The sequence below is a fragment of the Halorubrum xinjiangense genome, assembly GCF_049604745.1.
GTDB lineage: Archaea > Halobacteriota > Halobacteria > Halobacteriales > Haloferacaceae > Halorubrum > Halorubrum xinjiangense_A.
The window spans coordinates 62,683-79,165 of sequence record NZ_CP187140.1; the positions used below are offsets into that span (position 1 = coordinate 62,683).

Here is a 16,483-nt window from a genome sequence, read left to right on the forward strand (position 1 = left end):
CCCGCGCGGCTTCCGGATCCCCTCGGCGGCTGCTGGCGTCCAAACCCTATTGGGTCGCAGCCGTCAACGACGACCGTGACGAACACCAACCGCGAGTGGCTTCTCGCCGAGCGGCCGACCGGCGAGCCCGATCAGGACAGCTTCGAACTGCGCGAGGCGGAGGTCCCCGCCCCCAAGCCGGGCGAGCTCCTCGTCCGCACTCGGTTCCTCTCGGTCGATCCGTACATGCGCGGTCGGATGCGCGACGCCGAGTCCTACGCCGAGCCGTGGGACGTCGGCGACGCGCTCAAGGGCGGCGTCGTCGGCGAGGTGGTCGAAAGCGAGAGCGAGGCGTACGACGCGGGCGACCTCGTGACGGGCGAGGGGACGTGGGCCGACTACGCGACCCTCGACGCCGACGACGTCGCGCCGGTCGACCCGAGCGTCGCAGACCCCGAGGCGTACCTCGGCGTCCTCGGCATGCCCGGCCGGACCGCCTATTTCGGCCTCCTCGAAGTCGGCGAGCCGAAGCCCGGCGACACGGTCGTCGTCTCCGGCGCGGCGGGCGCCGTCGGCTCCGTCGTCGGGCAGATCGCGAAGCGCAACGGCTGCCGCGTGGTCGGCTTCGCCGGCAGCAACGAGAAGACCGACTGGCTCACCGACGAGCTCGGCTTCGACGCCGCGATCAACTACAAGGCGACCGACGACTACCGCGCCGCACTCGAGGAGGCCGCGCCCGACGGCGTCGACGTGTACTTCGACAACGTCGGCGGCCCCATCACGGACGCCGTGTTCACGCAGCTGAACCTCGACGCGCGGGTCGCGGTCTGCGGCCAGATCGCTCACTACAACGACGAGGAGGTCCCGACCGGACCGCGCAAGCTCCCGCAGCTGATCCCGGTGCGAGCGAAAGTTCAGGGCCTGCTCATCGCCGACTTCGCCACCCGGTTCGGCGAGGCGAGCGAGCGACTCGGCCAGTGGGTCGCGAGCGGCGACCTGAAACACCGCGAGACGGTCGTGGAGGGACTGGAGAACGCCCCCGACGCCTTCCTCGGCCTGTTCTCCGGCGACAACATCGGCAAGCAGGTGGTACGGGTGTCGGCGGCAGACGAGGAGTAGCGGCTCCAGCTCGCCGGGACCCCATCCCACTCCACCCAATCCCACCTCGCCCCCCAGCGGCGGTGAGACGCGCGCCGTTCGGAGCGTAACGCAGAAGCTGCGCTACCGCGTAACACACCCATGCTGTTCGCGACCCACCTCCTCATCGGCGCGCTCGTCGCGCGGAACCGCTTCCCGGTGGTGTGGGTCGTCGCGGGCGCGGCGCTCCCGGACCTCGTCGACAAGCCGCTGGCGATGGTCGGCCTCGTCCCCACCTATCACTCCGTCGTCCACTCCGCGCTGTTCGCGGGCGTCCTCGGCGCCGGCTGGCTGGCGGCCCGTCGCTACGGTGCCGCGACGGCGCCGGGGGCTGTCGCAGCGGTCGGGGTCGGCTGGGCGACGCACCTCGTCGCGGACGCCGTCCACATCAGCATCAACGGCCGGCCGGAGAACGTGGTGTTCCTCCTCTGGCCGCTCGTTCGCAGCTGGAACTCCATCGGGCTCGGTCCGGGGTCGTTCGCGCTCCAGTACCTCTGGACGCCGTCGTTCTACGTCGAGGTCGCGATCTGGCTGTTCGCCGGCGCGATCCTGCTTCGCGACGGACCGCCGGAGATCGGTGCGTGACGCATCCCTCTACTCGACGTAGCCGAGCGCCCGCAGCCTACTCGACGTAGCCGAGCGCCCGTAGGTGCGACTCGTCGACACTGGAGAGGTACTGCTCGTCGCCGACGAGACCGCCGGCTTCGGCGGCCCGTTCGAGCAGCCCCTCGGGGACGCTCGCCGTCGTCGCGCCGTCGCCGTACGGCTCCCCGACGACGGTCTCCGCGGCCGGGTCGCCGACCTCGTAGCGTGTATGGACAACGTCGGTGCCGTCCGCCGTCCGCCGCCCGAACAGCTTCTCTCCGTCCGCCCGGCGGACCCCGCGGACGACCCCGGCGGCCGTGAGCGTCCCCGCGACCGTCTCGACGTACTCCCGGCCGAACGACGTCGACGGAGCGGCTTCTCCCGGATCGGGTCGCAGCATGCCGGGCAGGTCGACGAGCGAGACCTGCTCGTCCACGGTCGACTCCGGCCAGTCGGGTCGCGCGACGACGAGCGGAACGTGGACGAGCGACTCCCACGAGGCCGGCGGCAGGTGGCCGAACACCCCCCGCTCGGGGTCGAGGCACTCCCCGTGGTCGGCCGTCACCGCGAGCACGTCCCGGTCAGGCTCGTACAGCCCCCGCTCCCGGAGTTCGCGCACGAACTCGACGACCGACCCGCCGAGGTGGTCGCAGGCCCGCCGGTACAGCCGCGCGACCGTCTCGGCCTCGGCGCGGTCCACGTCCGCGGCGTCCCCGATCGTGAGGCTCCGACTCATCGCGGCCGCCCGGTCCGGGTCGAGCGAGCCGGTCGCCCCGCCCTCGTTCGGGACGTAGTACGGACTGTGGGTGTCCATGTAATGGAGCCAGCAGAATATCGGGCCGGTCTCCCCCGACAGCGCCTCCAGCGCGCCCTCGTGGAGCCGCGCCGCCGGCCGGTAGTAGGGGTCGGCGAGCCCGAGGCGCCGCATGGTCGGCCAGAGGCGCCGGAAGTACGCCTGCTCGACGGGCCGGGTCACCCCGCGCGGAAGCAGGTCGTCCAACAGGTTGCTCAGTCCGCCGGCCTCCCCGACGGACCGCTCGGTCAGCGCGTCGGCGGCGATGGGGTTGTCGGTCAACAGCCGCGTGCGGTAGCCGTCGGCCGAGAGCGACGACGGGAGCAGCGAGTCGTCGACCGCGCCCTCCTCGTCGATGAACCGCCCGGTCGCGAGGGCCGGAATCGAACTGGCCGTGTGCGAGGCCGGCGCGACCGCGTTCGCGAACCGGGTCCCGCCCGTCAGCCCCGCGACCTCGTCGACGAGTTCGGTCGCGTGATCCGCCCTGAGCGCGTCGGCGGACAGGAGGAAGACGTTCGGGCGGCGTGCCATCTGTCCGTGTTACACCGTGACTGACGTTATATCTGTTGTCGCTCTCGGGGTTCAAATCCTCGTCGAGATGCCTCTCCTCGCGAATTGCTCGGAGAGGCATGCGCGGGACCGGATTTGAACCGGAAGGAAGACGTGCTCACTCGCTGCTCGCGGCTTCGCCGCTCGCTTCTCGAGGCGCGCGCGTCGCTCGCGCCTCGCTTCGCTCGCTGTGCGCGACTTCCAGGGTTCGAATCCTGCGCGCATACATGCCTCTCACGTTCGTTCGAGGCAGTATGCGCGGGACCGGATTTGAACCGAGGCGAGAAATGCTCGCTCACTCCGTCCGCTGCGCCTTTCTCGCTGGGTTCAAATCCACTCCTGCTCCCTCGCTCAGTCGCTACGCTCCTTCGCTCAGTGCGCGGGACCGGATTTGAACCGGCGGACCCCTACGGGATAGCGTCCTAAGCGCTACGCCTTTGGCCTGGCTCGGCAACCCGCGCGCGAGTTACCGTACCCGAGTGGTTCAAAAATAGTTGTCGCTAGCGACCCGCGACGCCCCGATTCTCCCCTCAGATGTCGGTATCGAACGGCAACAGATCGAGGACCGCCTCCTCGCCGACCCGATCGAGGAGCCACTCCGCGAACAGCACCGCGACGACCCCGAGCGCCATCCCGAAGAGGGTGTCAGAGAGGTAGTGCGTCCCGAGGTAGATCCGCGAGAAGGAGATCAGTCCGGCGAACCCCGCGGCGACCGCGAACGGGAGCTCGTCGGAGTTGCGCGCGATCGTCGCGTACGCCGTCACGGCAGCCGCGTGTCCCGAGGGGAAGGAGCTCGTCACGCCGGTGTCTCCCTCCGTGATACAGATCGGGTTCGGCGGGAACGGGCGTTCGACGAGCGACATCAGGCCCCAGACGACGACGCCGAGCAGCGACAGCGCGACGACGCTTTTGACGAACTCCTCGCGCCAGCCGGCGAGGTAGAACAGCCCGACGAACACGACCCCGGCCGTGACGGAGCCGAGCCCAGTCATCGACGTCATCATCACGGTCAAAAGCGACATGCGGATCGCGCTAATGAACTCGACGGCGAGCTGGTCGACCCACTGGACGGCGTTCAGAACCTCCCCGAGAAACGCGAACATGGATGACCGATCCTATCGACCCGAGAACCATAGAGGCCGCGCTCAGTGGCAGTACTCGCAGTCGCAGTACGCGTCACAGACGGGGTTGTCGCAGTCCGCACCTCGCGCAGAGCAGCGCTCGCGACCGTGTCGGATCAGGAGGACGTGAAGCGGGTAGATCAGCTCGTCGGGCACCTGTTCGTCTAACACCTCGTGCGCGCGCTCGTTCGACGCCGACTCCGGGACGAGCCCGAACCGCTTCGAGACGCGCTTGACGTGCGTGTCGACCGCCATCGTCGGCTTCCCGAAGTGGAAGTTCAACACGACGCTGGCGGTCTTCGGGCCGACGCCCTTGATCTCGGTGAGCCAGCCTTTCGCCTCGTCGGTCGGCATCGCATCGAGGAACGCCAGCGAGTACGCGCCGCCGGTCTCCTCGCGGATCGCGGCCAGCGCGCGCTGGATCCGGGCGGCCTTCTGGTCCGCGAGGCCCGCCACGCGGATCGTCTCTTTCAGCTCCTCGTGGTCGGCGGCCTCGATCGCCGCGAAGTCATCGTAGCGGTCGAACAGCGCCTCGGAGGCGCGGCGCGTGTTCTCGTCGGCGACGTTCTGCGAGAGGATCGTCGTCACCAGCTGGCGGACGCCCTCGCCCGGCTTCGCGGTCGGGTCCGCGCCGTGCTCGGCGACGCGGTCGACCGGCTCGTACAGCTCGACGAGGTCGTCGTGAAGCGCCCGGACCCGCGTCGCGTCCCACTGCTGTGTCGACATACGCGCGCTACGTGGGCTGGCGACTTCAGAGCGACGACCGCGGGCGAAAGCGAGTGGGAGACCGCGGACCGCCACGACAGCAACCGCGGGTCGTTTATAACCCTCCGTCGACTATCCCGGCGCGTGTACCGGGCGAGCGACCGAGTCGACAACGAGGCGTGGATCGAACTGGTCGAGGAGGCGTGCGTCTCGCTCGACCTCGACGAGGAGACCCGCTCGACCGCGGTCGACCTCTTCCTCTCCCGCGCGCCAGACGACGACCGCGGGAAGCGCGTCGCGGCCGCCGCCAGCCTCTACGCCGCCGGCCTGATCCGCGGCGAGGAGCGCTCGCAGTCCGCCGTCGCGGACGCGATGGATGTCTCGCGGCTCTCCGTCCAGAAGCGATGGAAGCCAATCCTCGAAGACGCGGGCTTCTCGCCGCCGTCGTGGTAAAATCCTGAAAACACGCGTACGAACGGCTCTAACGCGATTCTCCGCCAGATATCTCGCCGGCGATAGATTTATTATCCAACGTAAAGTCTCCTTTACTGTAAAGCGAGCTTTACAGTCGACCCGCGCTCGCTTTACCCTCCACTATGAGCGAACACACCACCTCCGCGACGACTCGGCCCTCCACACGGAAACGGTACAAGCGAATCGCGTACGGCCTGCTCGGCGCCGGTATCCTCGCGCTGTGGATCGGCATCGCGACCGATCGGTTCGTCCTCGGCGTGGCGCTCTACTGGGCCGGCGGTCTCGGCATGGGACTCGTCCAGCGGTTCAGTCCCGTGACCCTGTACGACGAGCGCGACACCACCATCGAGCGAAAGGCCAGCCAGAACACGATGAACGTCTTCGCGTACGTCTTCATCCTCGGGACGCCCGGCGGGCTCGCGTTACAGGAGAGCGGCGTCGTCACGCTCCCGGGCGAGTTCTACGGCGCGACGTGGACTCTCTTCGCGGTCTTCGTCGTGTTCGGCGCGTCCGTTCTCTATCACAAGTACCGGTCATGAGAAACGACATCAGCGACCGGCGCGCGGAGACCGGCGAGAGCCAGGCCGACCTCGCGGCCGCCGTCGGGGTCACCCGCCAGACGATCAACGCCATCGAACGCGAGCGGTACGACCCCTCGCTGGAGCTCGCCTTCAAGCTGGCCGCGCACTTCGACTGCCGGATCGAGGACCTGTTCGATCCGGTAGAAGCGGATCGCTGAGCGGTCTCGGGGTCGCACACTACAGCGCCGTCTTCGGGTCTTTTTATTTAGTCGGGATGACGTACGACTCGATAAAATCGATGAGCTTGTCTTCCAGTTCGTTTCGGTCGGCGAAATATCGGAAGCGCAGGCTGTAGGCGTCGTCCATCTCATCGATCGACGCGCTGCTGAACTTCGGTTCGTACGTCTTCTGGTTCCCGCTGCTTCGTTCCGCTTCGGAGAGGATACAGAATGACCTCGGATCGCGTCGTCGTGAGCCGGGTTCTCGAAGTCTGAAGTACTCCGGAACCGCGCCAGCTTCGGCGCCGGTCCCAGTCGTGAGGCCCGCTTTGGTGAAGACAAACGCGTTCCCGTCGCTCGCCTTCGCGAACGCGACCGATTGATCGATTACCGCTAATCCGGGTTCTGCGCACCCTTCGGTCGCGATTTCTCGTTTCGTCGGAATATCGACGTCGCTGGCGATGAAGACCGCTGCTTGCGTCTCCTTCGAGACCTCTCGACAGATCGATCTGAGCGTGGCCTGAATCTCATCGGGAGCAGCGTTGTCGCCCTCGGGAGCGAGTGGGTCTGGTGGGTGAGGATAGCCGTCGCCGGGATAGAGATACGACGGGTCCAGCAGTCGATACGGTCCCATCAAGAAGACAAGTACATCGGAGGCGTCTGCCCACGGAACGGAGTCGACGATGATGTCCCGAACCGGTGTTTCACCGTAGGTCTCGAGGTCGGCCATCGTACCGGGTGTCGTTACCGCTTCGTATATCAATACTGTCAACAAGTTCTTAACAGTCATTAAGTATATCCGTCTTGGCCTCCGATGTACGCGTATGAGCGAACGGGAAGCCGAGATCGAGGAACGGAGGGAAACGGTGGAGGACCGCCCAGCGGGGTACGATCGAGTCGAAACGGAGCTACTCAACGATGCGCTCGACCTCGATCGCGAGGCGGAGCGGCTCAAAGCGATGGGCGAGCCGACCAGATTCACACTCCTGTATTTGCTGTCTCAGGAAGGACAGACCGGGAGCGGTGAGCTCGCAGACGCCCTCGATCGCCGTCAAAACGACCTGTACCACCACCTCAACACTCTGGAAGATGCGGGTCTCGTCGGAAAGTACCGAGACGGAAAGACGCGGATATACGAGTTGTCGCCGCTCGCAGAAGCGTTCGTCCCACAACTATTCGAGGCGGTCAACGATCGAGCCGAGGCGGTGTAAGGCCAAGAGGCGTCGAGACACCCTCCAACGTATCCCCGCCCTACCGCGGCGTCGCGACGACGCCGAGGTGGTCCTCGTGGAACCGGTCGAGCCGCCGCGTCTCCAGTATCTCGTACGCCTCCCGGAGGCGGTCGAGCGCGCCCTCGAACACCGTCTCCGGGTCCGCCGTCACGTCCTCGCTGCGCGCCTTGATCGCCAAAAGCAGCCGCCCGTCCTCGGCCAGGAACTCCGCGTTGCGCACGGCGACGTCCGCTTGGCCGCGCGTGGCGACGTCCTGAACGATCGCGTCGACGTCGCTCTCAACGACGTGTGCGTACGTCTCCGGCTTCCGCGCGTCCTTGAGCAGCGGGAACAGCCGGTCGCGGGACGCCGCGGCGTCGAGCAGGTCCCGCGCCGGCCGCGGTGCGAACTCGACGGCGTAGGTCGGGCCCGCGAAGTCCGCGACGTGGCTGACCGTGGTGCCGCTCGCGGCGCCGAGGTAGAGGACCGTCTCGCCGCCCGTCAGGCCCGTCTCCAGCCCGAGTTCAAGCATCCCGCCGAGCTTCGACCGCTCGGAGTCCCACGTGCGCCAGCCGTCGGCGGTCGGCTCGCCGTACACCGGCTCGCCGCGAGTCGCCAGCCGCTCCTCGCCGTCGAACTCACGTCGCTCGACGCCGTCCGGGAGCGCGGGGTCACTCATCGGCGGCCCCTCCGTCGGTCGTATCTGTACCATCCGCGCGCGCCCGAATGGTCGCCATCCGCTCGCGGAGGTCGTCGTGGAGCTGTTCCCGGCGCTCGCCGGCGTAGTGGTCGGCGCGCGCCCCGAGCGTCAGCTTCCCGGCGAGCGCCCGCGCCGCGGAGCCGCGGTCCTCCGGCCGCGTCCCGCGGACGAACTCGTGGGTGTAGATGATCCCGTGCTTCGGCGATGGGGCCCGCCCCGAGAGGTGCGCGAACAGCGCGTCCTCGGCGCCGAGCACCTGAACCGTGCCCGAGGGCTTCTTCGCGAGCGGCTCTAACCCGCCCGCGAGCGCGATCAGCCGCGCGGCGAGTTCCGGGCCGGCCATCTCTGAGAGGTTGGGGGCGACGGCGGGCGCGATCCGACCGATCGTCTCGGCGAGCTCGGCGCGCTCGTCGTCGAGGTCGGCGGCGCGCTCGGCGAGGGAGATAGCCCGTCGCTCGACTTCGCTCTCGGGCTCGCGCGACGCGATTTCTCTGGCGCCCTCGACGCCGGAGCCGACGTCGTCGAAGAGGCTCCCCGCCCACTCGACGGCGCGCTCGGCGAGCTCGTTGGCGACGCGCTCGGTGTCGTCCATCGCCCGGACGGCGTGGATCAACTGCGCGTCATCGGCGCGCTCACGCTCGCGGACCGCCTCGCGGGTCGCGCGCGTCGTCGCGGCCTTGAGCCGGTCGTAGTATTCGTCGGCGTCGTCCGCGAACCCGGACTTGACAGCGCGCGCGGGCCAGTCGGCGGGCGACGCGGCGCTCCCGTCGCGCACCTGCGCCGCGGCCGCCGCGGTCGCGGCGTCGTCGCTCTCCGTCTCACTATCGGTATCGCCGGTCGCGTCCGACGGCAGCGCCTCGAACCAGCCGCCCCCGCCGTCGGACGCCGCGCTCGCGTCCGGTCCGGCGTCGGTGTCGCTCATTGCCGCCGGCTACTCGCCCCGACGGTATAGACGTTCCCGATGCGACCGGGGTCGCGTTCCCCCGGCCGTCTCGCTCCTCCGGCCGTCACGCTACCGCGTCGCTCACGCCGCCGCGTCGGCCTCGGGGTCGTCGTCGCCGTCGGCGTCGTCTTCTTTATCGGCGAACACGCCGCCGGCGCCCGACTTCAGTTCGGAGAGCGTCGCGCCCGCCAGCCCGCCGAGCGCGCCGCCCGTGCTGGCCGCGTTTCGGCTCCACAGTCCGCCGACCGCGGCGCCCACCGCGGCGCCGACGGCCGCGTACTTCGCCCTGCTCAACGAGTTTCGGATTCGTGATCCCATACACCCTCTTTCTTGTCTGCTCATAAAAATGTGTCTGCGAAGACCACGAAATAGGGCGATCGACGCGGGTGACCCGATCGATGCGCGCGCCCCAATTGGGACGGTCGCCGTGGCTCCCGATTACTGAAGTCGCTTCGTCGTCTCCACGAGGGGATGTCGCGCGTAGTCGACGATCTCGATGTCGTCGACGACGCGGAGCCCCTCCTTCTCGGCGGTCTTCGCCATTCCGAGGTCGACCGGGGTCCGCGGGACGATCACGTACGCGTCCATCGTCTCGATCCCGGCCTCGCGCGCGGCCATCGCCCGGTGGTGGCCGTCGGCTAGGTAGAGGGTGCCGCCGTTGTCGATGACGACGAGGGGCTCGGCGAGCCCGTGTTCGAGCTCGTACTGCCGGCCCTCCAGCTCGTCGGCGTACACGCGGGCCTGCGTCGGCGTCAGGTCCGCGATCGCCACCTCGCGCCGTTCTTCGTCGAGCTCGACGCCGTGGATCTGCGAGAGGGTCCGCATCAGCTTCCCGACCTTGCCGGGCGTCGCGCGCTCGATCTGCGAGCGGACCACGTCGGTGTTCGAGATGATCCCGACGAGGTTGTCGGCGTCGTCGACGACGGGGAGCCGCTGGATGCCGGAGCGGAGAATCACCCGCGCTGCGTCGGTCACCTTCATGTCAGGGTGCGCGACGATCAGATTCTCCGTCATCACCGTGAACACGGGGGCGTCGTCGTCCGCGAGCAGCAGGTCCCCGGCCGAGACGAACCCCTCGACGGTCCGTCCCTGGGTGACCGGGAACCCGTTGTGGCCGTCGCTGTCGGCCATGCGGCGCGCGACGGCCGCCACCGTCTCGTCCGGGCTGACCGTCTCCACCTCGCGGGTCATGTACTCCCCGACCGTCGGTTTCCCGCTCATCGTTCGCCGTAAACGTTCCCGGGGTAAAAAGGGGGCGGGGCGGCGGCGCGCGGGAATGGATGCGGGGCGACGGAGACCCGCTCCGGCGACGCAGCGCGTCCGCCCGCCGGAGCGCCACGAGCGGGCGACCTCCGCCACACGCCAGCAGTGAGCAACCTCTGCCACACGCCGACGGCGGGCCCCCGTCGGTCGAGGGCGGCGTTACCTCGCGGGCGGCCCCCAAGTCACCGACTCGTCGGGCTCGCCGTTCGGGCGCTCGACCCGTGTTCTGAGTCCCCCGTGCTCGTCGACGGCGATCGAGACGCGGCTCACGTTCCGCTCGTAGCGTCGATACCGCCCCTTTTCGGCGTCTATCGAGACGTGTTCCGTCACCAGGTCCAACTCGTTGAGCGCGTCCAAGCGCCGGTACACCGTCGACATCGGGATACCGCACTCCTCGACAACCTCGGCGACCGACATCGGCTCGTCGAGCGCGGCCAGGATCGTCCGGTTCGTCTCCTCGCTCAGGGTGTCGAGGAGCCGCTGGACGAACTGCGACTCGTCGCGTTTCGAGTCGGCGTCACTCATCGCGAACGACCGGTGACGCGGGCTCGCTTCGTCGGGCTCCGTCCCCGCCTCCCGTGCGCTTCGCCTCTGACTCGACGTGGGTACCACTCATTATCGGGGATTGCGCCCACAGCGGCTAGTGTGTCTGTTTGTCGCAGGACAACTCCGGGGGCGTCGCCGCTCCGGTGCGCCTAGCTGCCGCCGTCCGACTCACCGACTTCGATCGGGACGCCGATCATGTTCCCCCACTCGGTCCAGGAGCCGTCGTAGTGTCGCACGTGTTCGTATCCGAGCAGCTCCTCGAGGACGAACCACGTGACCGACGACCGCTCGCCGATCCGACAGTAGACGATCACGTCGTCGTCGGGGGTGACCTCTCGGGACTCGTACACGTCCGCGAGCTCCTCGTGCGACTTGAACAGGCCGTCGGGGCGGACGTTCTCGGCCCAGAACACGTTTGTCGCTCCCGGGATGTGTCCACCACGCATCGCTCCTTCGTCGCTGCCGGGCGGCTTCGTGACGTCGCCGCGGAACTCCTCGGGCAGGCGCACGTCGACGAACTTCGTGTCGGTACCGATCGCCGCCCGCACGTCCGTGCGCGCGGCCCGAACCTCCGGTCTGGCCGGCGCGTCGGGCGCGTCGCCGTACGTCACGTCGGGCGGCGCGACCGGCTCCGTCGTGGTCGGGTAGCCGTGTTCCGTCCAGTACTCTCGGCCGCCGTCCATGATCCTGACGTCCGGGTGGCCGTAGTGGGCGAGCTGCCAGTACAGATGCGCCGCGAACCAGTTCCTGTTGTCCCCGTAGATGACGACGGTCGTCTCCTCGGTGATCCCGCGCGATTCGAGGAAGGCGGTCATCTCCGCCGGGGAGAGGATGTCGTGTGCCTCCGCCGACCGGAGGTCGGTCCGCCAGTCGACGCCGACGGCGCCGGGCGCGTGCCCCTCCTCGTAAAACGAGGCGTTGACGTCGACTTCGAGCAGCCGCAGGTCGGTCGCGTCGGAGTCGAACCGGTCGAGCCGGGCGTTCACCCAGTCGGCGCTGACGAGCACGTCCGTCGGGTACCGGCCGCCGGTCGACGCCTCTGTCGGCTCTCGCTGATCGTCGTCCGTGGGGAGTTCGCCGGTCATGCTTGTTGGTCCGCGAATCGTTTCGCTAACTCAGCGGTCGCGCGTCGCAGCCGGTACGACACCGTCGAGCGGGGCTCTCCGAGCTCCGCCGCGAGCTCGTCGAGCGTCACTCCCCGCGGCGTCTCGAAGTAGCCGCGCTCGACCGCGAGCAGCAGCGTCTCGCGCTGCTCGGCGGGAACGTCCGGTCGAGAGAGCAGCTCGCTCTCCCAGTGGTCGACCTCGGTCAGGTGTTCGAACGAGAACGACAGCCCGTCGCCGAGCTTCGCGGCCAGCGTGTCGTACAACAGCCCAATCTTCGAGTCGTCCTGGACCAACACGCGCCACCGGACCGTATCGCCGGACCGCGTCTGCTCGAAGAGGACGCCCCCGTCGACGTACTTCGCCGTGATCAGCGGCACAGACTCGCAGTAGTCAACGTCGGAGACGTACGTGTACGTCACTCGCCGCCGCTGCTCGTTGGTCAACAGGCTCGTCGTGCGGTTCGATCGACACTCCCGAGCGCTGATCGACTCGCGGTCGACGGACTCGTCTAAGAGCAGCTCGTCGACGGCGTCGAGGTCGGCCGCGTTCCCGGTCACCGATTCGAGCTTCCACAGCTCCGTGGGATCGAGACACGAGTAGGTCGCCTCCGACTGGAGGGACTCGCGGTCGATGAACAGGTCGACGTACTCGTCGGCGCCGGGTTCGTAGGTTATTGTAAACGTGAAGTCGTACATCTGACGGTGAACTCGTTCGCTTCTTCTGTCTCGGTTCGCGGCCTCCGCCTCGCGCTCGGCCGAGCGGTCGGGTTCGGCCGAACGGCCGCAGTCGGCCGAGCGGTCGCGGTCGACCGCGCTTCGGCCGGAAGTTGGCCCTCGACAACGCGTCTGATATGGGTTCGACGCACTTACGTTGTCTCGTATGGTCCGCTCACGTTCGACTCGTGAAACCCCGACCGCGCTCCGAAGTCGTCTCCTGATACCCGCGTTTGTCGCGCTCGTCGCCGGAGTCGGGGGAGTCGCCTTCGGACTCACCCACGACGACGCCGTCACCGCGCTGGGCGCGCTCTTGTTCCTGCCGAGCGCCGCGCTGCTGTTCGGCATCGTCGCCAAGCGCCACGGAATCGGACCGTTCAGCCCGTCGCGTCGGCGAGTGAACTGACGATCTGCGCGTCGGCGAGCGGACTGCTGTCCGGCGCGTCGGCGCATCGCTGTTCTCGATCCGCGGTCCACGGCCGGACACCGTTCGGTCCCCTCCGTCCGGCCCTGCTGGGGCCTCTCGGGAGGCGCTCGGATCACGTCGCCTCCCGAACGCGCGCGGCGACGAGCCGGTCGACGTTGTACATGAACACGGCGACCGCGGCCAGAACCGTCGCGAAGTAGACGACGAGCTGCGGCGGCCCCGACGCGGCGCCGCCCGCGACGGCCCCGCCGAACCCGACGACAGTGAGCTCCGCCCACGTGATGAGCACGCGCGAGAGCAGCAGCGTTCCGACCGGCGACCGCCGACTCGGCTCGTTCGCCGCTGGATCGTCGCTCATCTCAGTACGCCTCCTCGGCCGAGATCGGTCCGCTGAACGCCGAGTACAGGACGGCGAAGTACGTGGCTATCAGCGGCAACAGCAGCGCCGCGCCGATCGACATGAGATTCAGCGGTAACGTCGAGACGGCGGCGTCCCTCACCGTCGCCCCCGTCGCCGGGTCGATACGCGGATACATGAGGGTCGCGACCACCGCGACCAGCCCGTACGTCAGTCCCGCGGCCGCCGTGAGCGCGGCGACGTTCGCCCCGCGTCGAAGCGCGACGGCGTAACTGACGCCGAGCGCGACGGAGACGGCGACCAGCGCGAGCACCGGGGGCGACAGCAGCGCGTCGACGCCGGCCGGGAGCCGAGTCGCCAGGACGCCAAGGGTCGCGACGACGGCGAGGAGGTACGCCGCGACGGCCCCGACTCCGAGCCGGGTCACCGTTTCGGGAAGCGCGTCTCGGGCTTTCAGCCGGAGGAACGCGGCGCCGGAAACGACGGTCAGCGCCGTGACGGTGACGCCCGTGACGACGCCGACGAGCGTGAACGAACGGGTGGTCCCGACGAGCCAGTTGCCCGCGAACGCGCCGAGGAGGAACGGCGCGAGGACGCTGCCGGCGACGAACGACCGCCCCCACCACCGCTGCCAGCGCTCGTCGTGGCGCTGTTCGTACATCTCCGGCGCCAGCCCCCGGAGGATGAGGGCGCCGAGGATGCCGAACATCAGCAGGTAGTGCCGGCTGAACAGCCCCGCGTACACCGACGGGAAGGCGGCGAACAGCGCGCCGCCGAAGACGACGAGCCACACCTCGTTCCCGTCCCAGAACGGCCCGATCGCGGACAGCACCGCCTCGCGTGCCTCGTCTTCGCGAAGCGTCGCGAAGATCGCGCCGGCACCGAAGTCGAAGCCGTCGAGGAACAGGAACGTTCCGAGGATCGCGAACACCAGCGCGAACCACAGCTCCGGGAGCGGCAGGCCGAACACCGGGCCCGCCGCGAGCGCGTCGACGGCGCTAGTCATCGTCGGGCACCTCCGCGGGCGCGGCGTCGCGCTCGGCGAGGGAGTCCGAGGGGCGCACGCTCGGTGGCCCCTCCCGGATCACTCGCGCGACGACGTACGTGTACAGCGCGAGGATGCCGGCGTAGACGCCGACGAACCCCGCGAGCGTGACCATCGCCTCCGTGCCGGTGAGGCCGGGAGACACGCCCTCGCTCGTCTTCAACACGCCCTGGATCACCCAGGGCTGGCGACCGACCTCCGTGACGACCCACCCGAGCTCGACCGCGACGATCCCGAGCAGACTGGACGCCATCAGCGCCTTGTGGAGCAGTCCGTCCTCGAACAGCTCGCCCGCGTACCACCGGTAGCCGCCCCAGAACGCGAGCAGGATGAACCAAAAGCCCATCCCGACCATCGCGCGGAACGACCAGAACACGATGGCGACAGGCGGCGCCTCCGTGTCGAACGTGTTCAGTCCGCGTATCTCCGCGGTCGCGTCTCCCCCGCTGGCGAGCCACGACGCTCCGCCCGGGATGCCGATGCCGAACAGCTCCTTCGCGCGGGGGTCGGTAAACTGGCTCAGGTCAGTTGGAATCGCGAAGATGTACTCCGGGACGTACGCCTCGGTGTCCCAGACCGCCTCCATGGCGGCGAACTTCTGCGGTTGCGTCTCGTAGACGTGGCGCGCGTATAGGTCGCCCTGGAGCACCTGTAGCGGGGCCGTGATGAGCAGCGCGACCAGCGCGATCTTGAGCGTCTTCTGCCAGAAGACGATGTTCTTCGTCTGGTGCCCCCAGACGTGGTGTCGGTAGACGTAGTACGCGGAGACGCCGGCCATGAACAGCGCCACCGACTCGACGGCGGCGTTTTGCATGTGGACGTACATGTACCCGAATCGCGGGGTCAGGTACGCCGCGACCGGGTCGACGAGGTGGACTACTTCCTGTCCGTCCTCGGTGACGAGCTCGTAGCCGCGCGGCATCTGCATCCACGAGTTCGCGATGAGGATCCAGACGGCGGACAGCCACGTTCCGACGCCGACAGCGAGGCTAGAGACCATGTACAGCCGGTCGGAGACGCGCTCGCGACCGAACACGAAGATGCCGAGGAACGTCGCCTCCAACATGAACGCCATCATCCCCTCGACGGCGAGCGGGCCGCCGAACAGCTCTCCGGCCGTCGTCGAGAACGCCGCGAAGTTGGTCCCGAACTCGAACTCGAGGACGATTCCGGTGACCGTCCCGACGACGAACGAGATAGCGAAGATCTTGGTCCAGAAGCGACGCAACTGCTCGTACACCGGATCGCCGCCCCGGACGTCCTTCCACGTGAAGTAGATCAGGAACGGAGCCAGCCCCATGCTCATCACCGGGAAGATGATGTGGACAATCGTCGTCAGGGCGAACTGGAATCGGCTTGCGAGTACTGGGTCGATCATGTCGTGGTGAGTGGCTGCCTCGGAGGGTCACTCCGCCGTGCGCCGCGGTCGATCGCTTCATCCGACGCTGAGTACTCCTCCTGTATAACCCCGGAGTTGGCACAGGACAAGCGCCGGTCGAGTGCCACCGTTGCCCGGCGTCGAGGCCTCGACGAGGCGCCCCGGAAGTTGTCCTGTGCCAACCGATCTCTTTGGGGGCCGAAGCGATTGCGTTCGCTCATGGGGACACGGCACGCCGTGCTGGCGCTCGTCGCGCTCGTCACGCTGATAATGGCAGTCAGAGCGGTTCTTGCCGGCCTCGACGGTGACTTCGGGACGGTCGGTCGGCAGGTCGGCGTCGGCGGGATCGTCTTCGCGTTCGGCGTGGGGCTGTACCGGAACTGGGAGTCGGTCGGCTAACGCGGGGGACCGGTCCGCGTCGGGATCCGCCGGGCACTCCTCGTACTGTCGATTCGCGGCTCGGTACTCGGCCGATTTGCCCCTCCCGAACTCCCGAGAGCCGAGGGCGCGGCTCCCGATACGCGGCACACGAGTCGCGGGGGCTGCGCTCCTTTCGAGACGCCCCGTGGAGTGTTTCGAGTAGGCCGTCGCCGGGTTAGCAGAAACAGCGCGCCGACGCGCAGTGCGGCCGTGGATACAGAGACGGTGTCCCGCCCGCAACACGTATCACTGGCCCGTCGGCGTCGGTCCGTCCCCGTAGCGGCCTAATGG

The 16,483-nt window shown here is 68.4% G+C and carries 22 protein-coding genes and 1 tRNA gene; 8 read left to right on the forward strand and 15 right to left on the reverse strand.

Translation table 11 applies throughout. The features are described 5' to 3' along the window. The first annotated feature begins 75 nt into the window (after nt 1-75). On the forward strand, nt 76-1,098 hold the full coding sequence (locus ACOZ35_RS01200; protein WP_424014674.1) for an NADP-dependent oxidoreductase: 1,023 nt from the start codon (nt 76-78) through the stop codon (nt 1,096-1,098). Between the two features lie 120 nt (nt 1,099-1,218). Beyond that, nucleotides 1,219-1,701, forward strand: a complete 483-nt coding sequence (locus tag ACOZ35_RS01205; protein ID WP_424014675.1) for a hydrolase — start codon at nt 1,219-1,221, stop codon at nt 1,699-1,701. A gap of 37 nt (nt 1,702-1,738) precedes the next feature. On the opposite strand, the gene ACOZ35_RS01210 is transcribed toward ACOZ35_RS01205, so the two are convergent. The 4 genes from ACOZ35_RS01210 to ACOZ35_RS01225 all read right to left on the reverse strand — a co-directional run bounded on the left by ACOZ35_RS01210 (nt 1,739) and on the right by ACOZ35_RS01225 (nt 4,890). Then, nucleotides 1,739-3,025: a sulfatase-like hydrolase/transferase gene (locus ACOZ35_RS01210; RefSeq protein WP_424014676.1), complete on the reverse strand. Its 1,287-nt coding sequence runs from the start codon at nt 3,023-3,025 to the stop codon at nt 1,739-1,741. A 394-nt stretch (nt 3,026-3,419) separates the two neighbouring features. Further along, nucleotides 3,420-3,504, reverse strand: a tRNA-Leu gene (locus ACOZ35_RS01215). A gap of 69 nt (nt 3,505-3,573) precedes the next feature. Next, complete coding sequence (locus ACOZ35_RS01220) at nt 3,574-4,146, reverse strand: phosphatase PAP2 family protein (protein WP_424014677.1); 573 nt, start codon at nt 4,144-4,146, stop codon at nt 3,574-3,576. Nucleotides 4,147-4,188: 42 nt separating this feature from the next. Beyond that, nucleotides 4,189-4,890: an endonuclease III domain-containing protein gene (locus ACOZ35_RS01225; protein WP_424014678.1), complete on the reverse strand. Its 702-nt coding sequence runs from the start codon at nt 4,888-4,890 to the stop codon at nt 4,189-4,191. A 123-nt stretch (nt 4,891-5,013) separates the two neighbouring features. On the opposite strand from ACOZ35_RS01225, the gene ACOZ35_RS01230 reads away from it, so the two are divergent. The 3 genes from ACOZ35_RS01230 (at nt 5,014) to ACOZ35_RS01240 (ending at nt 6,082) form a co-directional block, all read left to right on the forward strand. Beyond that, on the forward strand, nt 5,014-5,322 hold the full coding sequence (locus ACOZ35_RS01230) for a hypothetical protein (protein WP_004598280.1): 309 nt from the start codon (nt 5,014-5,016) through the stop codon (nt 5,320-5,322). 143 nt (nt 5,323-5,465) lie between these two features. Continuing rightward, complete coding sequence (locus tag ACOZ35_RS01235; protein WP_424014679.1) at nt 5,466-5,882, forward strand: DUF2178 domain-containing protein; 417 nt, start codon at nt 5,466-5,468, stop codon at nt 5,880-5,882. Further along, nucleotides 5,879-6,082 carry a helix-turn-helix transcriptional regulator gene (locus ACOZ35_RS01240; RefSeq protein ID WP_424014680.1) on the forward strand — a complete coding sequence of 68 codons (204 nt, stop codon included), beginning with the start codon at nt 5,879-5,881 and terminating at the stop codon, nt 6,080-6,082. The genes ACOZ35_RS01235 and ACOZ35_RS01240 overlap by 4 nt, the downstream gene beginning before the upstream one ends. Nucleotides 6,083-6,125: 43 nt before the next feature. Here the strand turns inward: ACOZ35_RS01240 and ACOZ35_RS01245 are convergent, their stop codons facing one another. Continuing rightward, nucleotides 6,126-6,812, reverse strand: a complete 687-nt coding sequence (locus tag ACOZ35_RS01245; protein ID WP_424014681.1) for a DUF7509 family protein — start codon at nt 6,810-6,812, stop codon at nt 6,126-6,128. A gap of 94 nt (nt 6,813-6,906) precedes the next feature. Between ACOZ35_RS01245 and ACOZ35_RS01250 the strand changes: the two genes are divergently transcribed. Next, on the forward strand, nt 6,907-7,293 hold the full coding sequence (locus ACOZ35_RS01250; RefSeq protein ID WP_424014682.1) for an ArsR/SmtB family transcription factor: 387 nt from the start codon (nt 6,907-6,909) through the stop codon (nt 7,291-7,293). Nucleotides 7,294-7,333: 40 nt separating this feature from the next. Here ACOZ35_RS01250 and ACOZ35_RS01255 read toward each other — a convergent pair whose 3' ends face one another. The 7 genes from ACOZ35_RS01255 to ACOZ35_RS01285 form a co-directional block, all read right to left on the reverse strand. Continuing rightward, nucleotides 7,334-7,972: a fibrillarin-like rRNA/tRNA 2'-O-methyltransferase gene (locus ACOZ35_RS01255; RefSeq protein ID WP_424014683.1), complete on the reverse strand. Its 639-nt coding sequence runs from the start codon at nt 7,970-7,972 to the stop codon at nt 7,334-7,336. Next, nucleotides 7,965-8,915: an NOP5/NOP56 family protein gene (locus ACOZ35_RS01260; RefSeq protein WP_424014684.1), complete on the reverse strand. Its 951-nt coding sequence runs from the start codon at nt 8,913-8,915 to the stop codon at nt 7,965-7,967. The genes ACOZ35_RS01255 and ACOZ35_RS01260 overlap by 8 nt, the downstream gene beginning before the upstream one ends. Before the next feature lie 102 nt (nt 8,916-9,017). Then, on the reverse strand, nt 9,018-9,254 hold the full coding sequence (locus ACOZ35_RS01265) for a hypothetical protein (RefSeq protein ID WP_424014685.1): 237 nt from the start codon (nt 9,252-9,254) through the stop codon (nt 9,018-9,020). 120 nt (nt 9,255-9,374) lie between these two features. After that, the gene (locus ACOZ35_RS01270; RefSeq protein WP_424014686.1) at nt 9,375-10,157 is read right to left on the reverse strand and encodes a CBS domain-containing protein; all 783 of its coding nucleotides are present in this window, start codon (nt 10,155-10,157) and stop codon (nt 9,375-9,377) included. Between the two features lie 201 nt (nt 10,158-10,358). Continuing rightward, nucleotides 10,359-10,724: a helix-turn-helix domain-containing protein gene (locus ACOZ35_RS01275; protein WP_424014687.1), complete on the reverse strand. Its 366-nt coding sequence runs from the start codon at nt 10,722-10,724 to the stop codon at nt 10,359-10,361. A 170-nt stretch (nt 10,725-10,894) separates the two neighbouring features. Then, nucleotides 10,895-11,830: a sulfurtransferase gene (locus ACOZ35_RS01280; RefSeq protein ID WP_424014688.1), complete on the reverse strand. Its 936-nt coding sequence runs from the start codon at nt 11,828-11,830 to the stop codon at nt 10,895-10,897. Continuing rightward, nucleotides 11,827-12,546 carry a helix-turn-helix domain-containing protein gene (locus ACOZ35_RS01285; protein ID WP_424014689.1) on the reverse strand — a complete coding sequence of 240 codons (720 nt, stop codon included), beginning with the start codon at nt 12,544-12,546 and terminating at the stop codon, nt 11,827-11,829. The genes ACOZ35_RS01280 and ACOZ35_RS01285 overlap by 4 nt, the downstream gene beginning before the upstream one ends. Nucleotides 12,547-12,730: 184 nt before the next feature. Between ACOZ35_RS01285 and ACOZ35_RS01290 the strand changes: the two genes are divergently transcribed. Beyond that, complete coding sequence (locus tag ACOZ35_RS01290; RefSeq protein WP_424014690.1) at nt 12,731-12,970, forward strand: hypothetical protein; 240 nt, start codon at nt 12,731-12,733, stop codon at nt 12,968-12,970. Nucleotides 12,971-13,103: 133 nt separating this feature from the next. Here ACOZ35_RS01290 and ACOZ35_RS01295 read toward each other — a convergent pair whose 3' ends face one another. Genes ACOZ35_RS01295 through ACOZ35_RS01305 form a run of 3 tightly spaced genes read right to left on the reverse strand, consistent with a single transcriptional unit; the run spans nt 13,104 to nt 15,772 of the window. Beyond that, the gene (locus ACOZ35_RS01295) at nt 13,104-13,349 is read right to left on the reverse strand and encodes a hypothetical protein (protein ID WP_149799432.1); all 246 of its coding nucleotides are present in this window, start codon (nt 13,347-13,349) and stop codon (nt 13,104-13,106) included. A gap of 1 nt (nt 13,350) precedes the next feature. After that, nucleotides 13,351-14,355 carry a cytochrome d ubiquinol oxidase subunit II gene (locus ACOZ35_RS01300; protein WP_424014691.1) on the reverse strand — a complete coding sequence of 335 codons (1,005 nt, stop codon included), beginning with the start codon at nt 14,353-14,355 and terminating at the stop codon, nt 13,351-13,353. Continuing rightward, on the reverse strand, nt 14,348-15,772 hold the full coding sequence (locus tag ACOZ35_RS01305) for a cytochrome ubiquinol oxidase subunit I (RefSeq protein ID WP_424014692.1): 1,425 nt from the start codon (nt 15,770-15,772) through the stop codon (nt 14,348-14,350). The genes ACOZ35_RS01300 and ACOZ35_RS01305 overlap by 8 nt, the downstream gene beginning before the upstream one ends. Before the next feature lie 219 nt (nt 15,773-15,991). Here ACOZ35_RS01305 and ACOZ35_RS01310 point away from each other — a divergent pair, with 219 nt between their 5' ends. Further along, nucleotides 15,992-16,171, forward strand: coding sequence for a hypothetical protein (locus tag ACOZ35_RS01310; RefSeq protein ID WP_424014693.1), 180 nt, complete (start codon nt 15,992-15,994; stop codon nt 16,169-16,171). Nucleotides 16,172-16,483 lie beyond the last annotated feature (312 nt).

Excerpts from the sequence above, each read along its gene's own strand:
- ACOZ35_RS01205 (WP_424014675.1), top strand. The coding sequence starts at position 1,219 with ATGCTGTTCGCGACCCACCTCCTCATCGGCGCGCTCGTCGCGCGGAAC.
- ACOZ35_RS01210 (WP_424014676.1), bottom strand. The coding sequence starts at position 3,025 with ATGGCACGCCGCCCGAACGTCTTCCTCCTGTCCGCCGACGCGCTCAGG.
- ACOZ35_RS01220 (WP_424014677.1), bottom strand. The coding sequence starts at position 4,146 with ATGTTCGCGTTTCTCGGGGAGGTTCTGAACGCCGTCCAGTGGGTCGAC.
- ACOZ35_RS01225 (WP_424014678.1), bottom strand. The coding sequence starts at position 4,890 with ATGTCGACACAGCAGTGGGACGCGACGCGGGTCCGGGCGCTTCACGAC.
- ACOZ35_RS01235 (WP_424014679.1), top strand. The coding sequence starts at position 5,466 with ATGAGCGAACACACCACCTCCGCGACGACTCGGCCCTCCACACGGAAA.
- ACOZ35_RS01240 (WP_424014680.1), top strand. The coding sequence starts at position 5,879 with ATGAGAAACGACATCAGCGACCGGCGCGCGGAGACCGGCGAGAGCCAG.
- ACOZ35_RS01245 (WP_424014681.1), bottom strand. The coding sequence starts at position 6,812 with ATGGCCGACCTCGAGACCTACGGTGAAACACCGGTTCGGGACATCATC.
- ACOZ35_RS01250 (WP_424014682.1), top strand. The coding sequence starts at position 6,907 with ATGAGCGAACGGGAAGCCGAGATCGAGGAACGGAGGGAAACGGTGGAG.
- ACOZ35_RS01255 (WP_424014683.1), bottom strand. The coding sequence starts at position 7,972 with ATGAGTGACCCCGCGCTCCCGGACGGCGTCGAGCGACGTGAGTTCGAC.
- ACOZ35_RS01260 (WP_424014684.1), bottom strand. The coding sequence starts at position 8,915 with ATGAGCGACACCGACGCCGGACCGGACGCGAGCGCGGCGTCCGACGGC.
- ACOZ35_RS01265 (WP_424014685.1), bottom strand. The coding sequence starts at position 9,254 with ATGGGATCACGAATCCGAAACTCGTTGAGCAGGGCGAAGTACGCGGCC.
- ACOZ35_RS01270 (WP_424014686.1), bottom strand. The coding sequence starts at position 10,157 with ATGAGCGGGAAACCGACGGTCGGGGAGTACATGACCCGCGAGGTGGAG.
- ACOZ35_RS01275 (WP_424014687.1), bottom strand. The coding sequence starts at position 10,724 with ATGAGTGACGCCGACTCGAAACGCGACGAGTCGCAGTTCGTCCAGCGG.
- ACOZ35_RS01280 (WP_424014688.1), bottom strand. The coding sequence starts at position 11,830 with ATGACCGGCGAACTCCCCACGGACGACGATCAGCGAGAGCCGACAGAG.
- ACOZ35_RS01285 (WP_424014689.1), bottom strand. The coding sequence starts at position 12,546 with ATGTACGACTTCACGTTTACAATAACCTACGAACCCGGCGCCGACGAG.
- ACOZ35_RS01290 (WP_424014690.1), top strand. The coding sequence starts at position 12,731 with ATGGTCCGCTCACGTTCGACTCGTGAAACCCCGACCGCGCTCCGAAGT.
- ACOZ35_RS01295 (WP_149799432.1), bottom strand. The coding sequence starts at position 13,349 with ATGAGCGACGATCCAGCGGCGAACGAGCCGAGTCGGCGGTCGCCGGTC.
- ACOZ35_RS01300 (WP_424014691.1), bottom strand. The coding sequence starts at position 14,355 with ATGACTAGCGCCGTCGACGCGCTCGCGGCGGGCCCGGTGTTCGGCCTG.
- ACOZ35_RS01305 (WP_424014692.1), bottom strand. The coding sequence starts at position 15,772 with ATGATCGACCCAGTACTCGCAAGCCGATTCCAGTTCGCCCTGACGACG.
- ACOZ35_RS01310 (WP_424014693.1), top strand. The coding sequence starts at position 15,992 with ATGGGGACACGGCACGCCGTGCTGGCGCTCGTCGCGCTCGTCACGCTG.